Genomic DNA, 3,578 nt, shown 5'->3' on the forward strand with positions numbered 1-3,578 from the left:
TTAGCTCCGAGTTGTGCTTACTTGAACGGGTTAATTGGAAATCAGGGAAAAACTTCATAAGTATAATTACTCACTGCTTTCATTGACATGCTCCCAATTCGCCTCAACTGTGCTCGATAAATTAGCAAATCAGCCCGCCGTTCTTCTAAACAAGATAACCCCCCAGCTTCGGCAATTTCTACAGAGCCTTCCAACGTAACTAACTCTGACACCAGCAGCGGTTCTTGGACTTGGTTGAACAGCGCCAGGGGAAGAGCGCCGACGGGGATTTTACCGAGGTGAGTAAACTCATAAGAGCGATCGCCCGACGACTCTAGCAATCCTTTGAGTTCCCACCGAAAGTTTACCAAGTCTTTGGGAATCGATCCCTTTTGAACCCCGTACTCTTTCCACAGCACTTTCAACTGTTCCAATTCCTCTTCCTTGAGTTCGATGTTGAAATTATCGTAGAGGGGAAGCGATGGGAAAGCTTTGGCTTTAATCCGCTGTGACACGGGCTTGCAAGTTTCCCCGGTGTGCGCGAAGTGATGTTCTTTCACTGACCCCTTTTTTGCTGTCAATCCGCCACCGCAGTAGAGGCAAGCGAGGTTAGTTTTTCCGCGCACAACTTCATCAATGCTCATCAGTTCACCACTGAGAGCAACACCAAATTTTAGCCACATTGTCTGTCAATTCTCCTTTGAGCAGGTTTGTAGATGCACCCGCTCCACACGATCGAGAATGGTAACAAATCCAGGGGGTGAGGGCTCCTGCCTTGGGAAAGAAAGCGATCGGCATTCGATGCTCTTGATGCGCGACTGTCAATCTAAAATCTAAAATCTAAAATCTAAAATTGCTCGTCACCAGTCGGGAATTTCTTGGGCAGCGTCGTCGGATTGGTCTTGTGGCAGTTGCTCTCTCGGTAACGGCACAGCGGGCAATTCATCCTGTACGCGGGGAAATACCTCTTCCCCGCGTAGGAAAGCATGGAAAGACTCGCCATCGCTCCTTTGACTTGATCCGGCTTCACTTCTAAGTAGCGCTGTAACTGTTCGAGGTTGCTGTGACCACTGATTTCTTGAATAATCCGCAGCGGGATTCCGGCGTTGCTCATCGCTCGTCAGGGCGCTGCGACGGAAGCTGTGGGTGGATGCTCCCTCGATGCCGGCGCGATCGAACGCTTCTCTCAAAATCCGATCCGCTGAGTTGGTGTGCAGATGCTTCCAATGATGCTTGGGGTAGCGGCCGGGAAATAAGTAAATCTGACCCGCGTTGGGTTTCCAAGATGTCAGGAGCGATCGCAAATCCTCTATCACTGGAATTGTTCGGGTTTGGAGTTTTCCTTTGGTGTTGGCTTTGCGGAAGTTAATCGTAGAACGGACGGTGCCAGAGTTTGTGTAGATATCCTTGACCATTAACGAACAAGCTTCGGCAATCCGACAAGCGGTGTAGAGACAAACTCCGAACAGCGTGCGATCGCGTGAGGTTTGCAAACCTTTGTCAAACAGCAGTTCAATTTCCTGTTGCGTAAGGATTTGGCTTGTCCGTGTCCCTCTATTTCCATCAGGAGTGTATACCGGCCCAACACATGAGAGTTGGCCGCAAATACTACATTGCTGCATCCGTCGGGGGTATTTCTTAATGTGGCGGGTGAACGAGGTCAAGGGTTTTGTTCGGGCGATCGCTCCGGGGGTTTGATATGTTTGGTTAATGATACAAGCGCTGGGGTTGATAGGAATAAATATGTCTTTGCACCGCTTTTTCGGGTCAATATTTAGTTGGGCGGTATGCAATAGTGGTGGGAATAACATATATAGCCCCTGCCTATTTACTATCCCCAAAACGCTCGCACCCAATATGCACCTGCCACTCCACTACTCTGGTAGATTCTGCTAACATACCATCCAGGGCGCGGGGACTGCTGTTAACAATCTTTTGAGCTTCTTCCACATTTTCTGCCTGAATCACCCAAAGCCCTGTTCCATCAAGGGGAAAAACGGGCCACAACACAGTAGTATTCCTTTCTCCTGTTGCTGGCGAAACCAAGCTAGTTGATTAGGGTCGTGTTCTGGGTGAGCGTTTTTGTAGTCGTAATACTCTGGAATGGTTGCTACAACTACGGCAAAAAGTTTAGACATAATGCTTTGCCCAAACTGATAAAGTTCAAATCAAAAATAGCATAATGCTCCAATTAGTTTTGGTCGCACCCGCAGTTTTGTCATTTTTGAGTAAGGGTTGAAGCCCAGCTATGCAATGCCTAATTCGGTCTTTTACTGATGCACAATTAGATATCCGCGTGTCTTTTTAGAAGCTGAATCAGTAGTATTCATCGCTTTCCAAAGATTTTCAGTAGAAGTCCATACAGGCGGATATTTATAACTGGCTACGTCTTCAATCAAAAACCGATCGCTTTGTTCGTGATAGGCAGCGAGGGGGGAAATATGCCCGCTTTTACCCTGACCCAAAACAGAGCGTTGGTAGTTCACGATTATATAGTCGCCAGAACGGGCAAGGTTAGCTTTAGCTTGGCTGCGAAATTGGTTAAGTGTTGTCTCTGACGCATAATAGACCTCAACTTTGACGTTGTGACTTCTGAGCAAAGCCGCTAATTTATCAAGAGTCATCCCCGAAAAAGTGACGGCATAAGAAGAGCGGATGCTCTGGGTTTGACCGTCAAAAAAGGTGTCTTGGTTCAGGGTGCGATATCCCTGTTTTTTGGTGCCGAGTGCATTCAGAACCATCACACTACTAGCCACACCACAATAGGCGGGACGTTTTTGGGTTTCAATGTGGGTGCTAAGCAGTGGAAAATCCTGTTTGCTCTTGCTTTGGTTCAGTAGTTGTCGTCCTTCCGGTGATTCTAGAGAAACTAAAGTTTTGGGAAGTGGTAGTCGATTAACAGAAGGTGGCGAGAAGAGTTTCCAGGTGAAAACGCTTAAACCTGTGCCGAAGATTAGTAGAATACCCCCTCCAGCTTTTATTAGTCGCCCTCGCCATCGGTGATTGCCAGCCGTTGGATTTAAGTCCATATCTTCATCTCTCCCAAGAACAGTTGTGTGAAAAAAATCTTAGTCAGAATTTTTCGTTGAATAATTAAACATTACACCGTCTAAACCTTGTTATCTGGTTAGTAGCTCTGGTAACTATCGCCTTTGCTTTGGACACCATTATAGCAAGTCTTTTCATGGTTACATTTTCATTATAATTAAGGAAAACTATCATTGTTATCAAGCTGTCTAAAAAACAGGGATTCTGTAATAGAATTTTGAAATCTATGCCTGGGAGCAAGATTGCATCATGCCGCCAATACCCACAGTCACAGTCAAGTCAGGATACAAACCACAATCTATAGATACCAGCATTGAAGCTGACGTGCTGATGTTTCAGCTATTGCGACAGTTAACGCCCCAACAAAAAGTACAACGGACTTGCGCTTTCAATCAATCGGTGCGGAGGTTGGCAATATCTTGAATAAAGAACCAGTATCGTATCCGCTCAATAAATCGGGGTAACAGCAAAAAAAGGTAACCGTTCAGGGGGTGCGCCTGTGGCGCACCACCCCAAGAGGAGTTTAAGTATCAATATGTTGGAGAGCCGTT

Annotated in this window: 6 protein-coding genes; 1 reads left to right on the forward strand and 5 read right to left on the reverse strand. The window is 46.5% G+C overall.

The annotated features are described in order from the left end of the window. Window positions 1-41: 41 nt before the first annotated feature. The 5 genes from QUA90_RS30175 to QUA90_RS30195 all read right to left on the reverse strand — a co-directional run bounded on the left by QUA90_RS30175 (window position 42) and on the right by QUA90_RS30195 (window position 3,008). Window positions 42-662 carry a hypothetical protein gene (locus tag QUA90_RS30175; RefSeq protein WP_333448767.1) on the reverse strand — a complete coding sequence of 207 codons (621 nt, stop codon included), beginning with the start codon at window positions 660-662 and terminating at the stop codon, window positions 42-44. Between the two features lie 177 nt (window positions 663-839). Further along, window positions 840-1,790, reverse strand: coding sequence for a site-specific integrase (locus QUA90_RS30180; protein WP_333448768.1), 951 nt, complete (start codon window positions 1,788-1,790; stop codon window positions 840-842). A 13-nt stretch (window positions 1,791-1,803) separates the two neighbouring features. Next, window positions 1,804-1,947 (reverse strand): hypothetical protein, encoded by a 144-nt coding sequence (locus QUA90_RS30185; RefSeq protein ID WP_333332732.1) that lies wholly within the window; start codon window positions 1,945-1,947, stop codon window positions 1,804-1,806. Then, window positions 1,944-2,117: a hypothetical protein gene (locus QUA90_RS30190; protein WP_333332734.1), complete on the reverse strand. Its 174-nt coding sequence runs from the start codon at window positions 2,115-2,117 to the stop codon at window positions 1,944-1,946. The genes QUA90_RS30185 and QUA90_RS30190 overlap by 4 nt, the downstream gene beginning before the upstream one ends. Before the next feature lie 132 nt (window positions 2,118-2,249). Further along, window positions 2,250-3,008: a phytochelatin synthase family protein gene (locus QUA90_RS30195; protein WP_333448769.1), complete on the reverse strand. Its 759-nt coding sequence runs from the start codon at window positions 3,006-3,008 to the stop codon at window positions 2,250-2,252. Between the two features lie 268 nt (window positions 3,009-3,276). Between QUA90_RS30195 and QUA90_RS30200 the strand changes: the two genes are divergently transcribed. Beyond that, window positions 3,277-3,450 (forward strand): hypothetical protein, encoded by a 174-nt coding sequence (locus tag QUA90_RS30200; protein ID WP_333332740.1) that lies wholly within the window; start codon window positions 3,277-3,279, stop codon window positions 3,448-3,450. The last annotated feature ends 128 nt before the right edge of the window (window positions 3,451-3,578 follow it).

The organism is Microcoleus sp. D3_18_C4, from assembly GCF_036702355.1.
GTDB lineage: Bacteria > Cyanobacteriota > Cyanobacteriia > Cyanobacteriales > Microcoleaceae > Microcoleus.

Bases quoted from the DNA above. Each gene is read 5' to 3' on its own strand.
- QUA90_RS30175 (WP_333448767.1), bottom strand. From the start codon at position 662: ATGTGGCTAAAATTTGGTGTTGCTCTCAGTGGTGAACTGATGAGCATT.
- QUA90_RS30180 (WP_333448768.1), bottom strand. From the start codon at position 1,790: ATGTTATTCCCACCACTATTGCATACCGCCCAACTAAATATTGACCCG.
- QUA90_RS30190 (WP_333332734.1), bottom strand. From the start codon at position 2,117: ATGTCTAAACTTTTTGCCGTAGTTGTAGCAACCATTCCAGAGTATTAC.
- QUA90_RS30195 (WP_333448769.1), bottom strand. From the start codon at position 3,008: ATGGACTTAAATCCAACGGCTGGCAATCACCGATGGCGAGGGCGACTA.
- QUA90_RS30200 (WP_333332740.1), top strand. From the start codon at position 3,277: ATGCCGCCAATACCCACAGTCACAGTCAAGTCAGGATACAAACCACAA.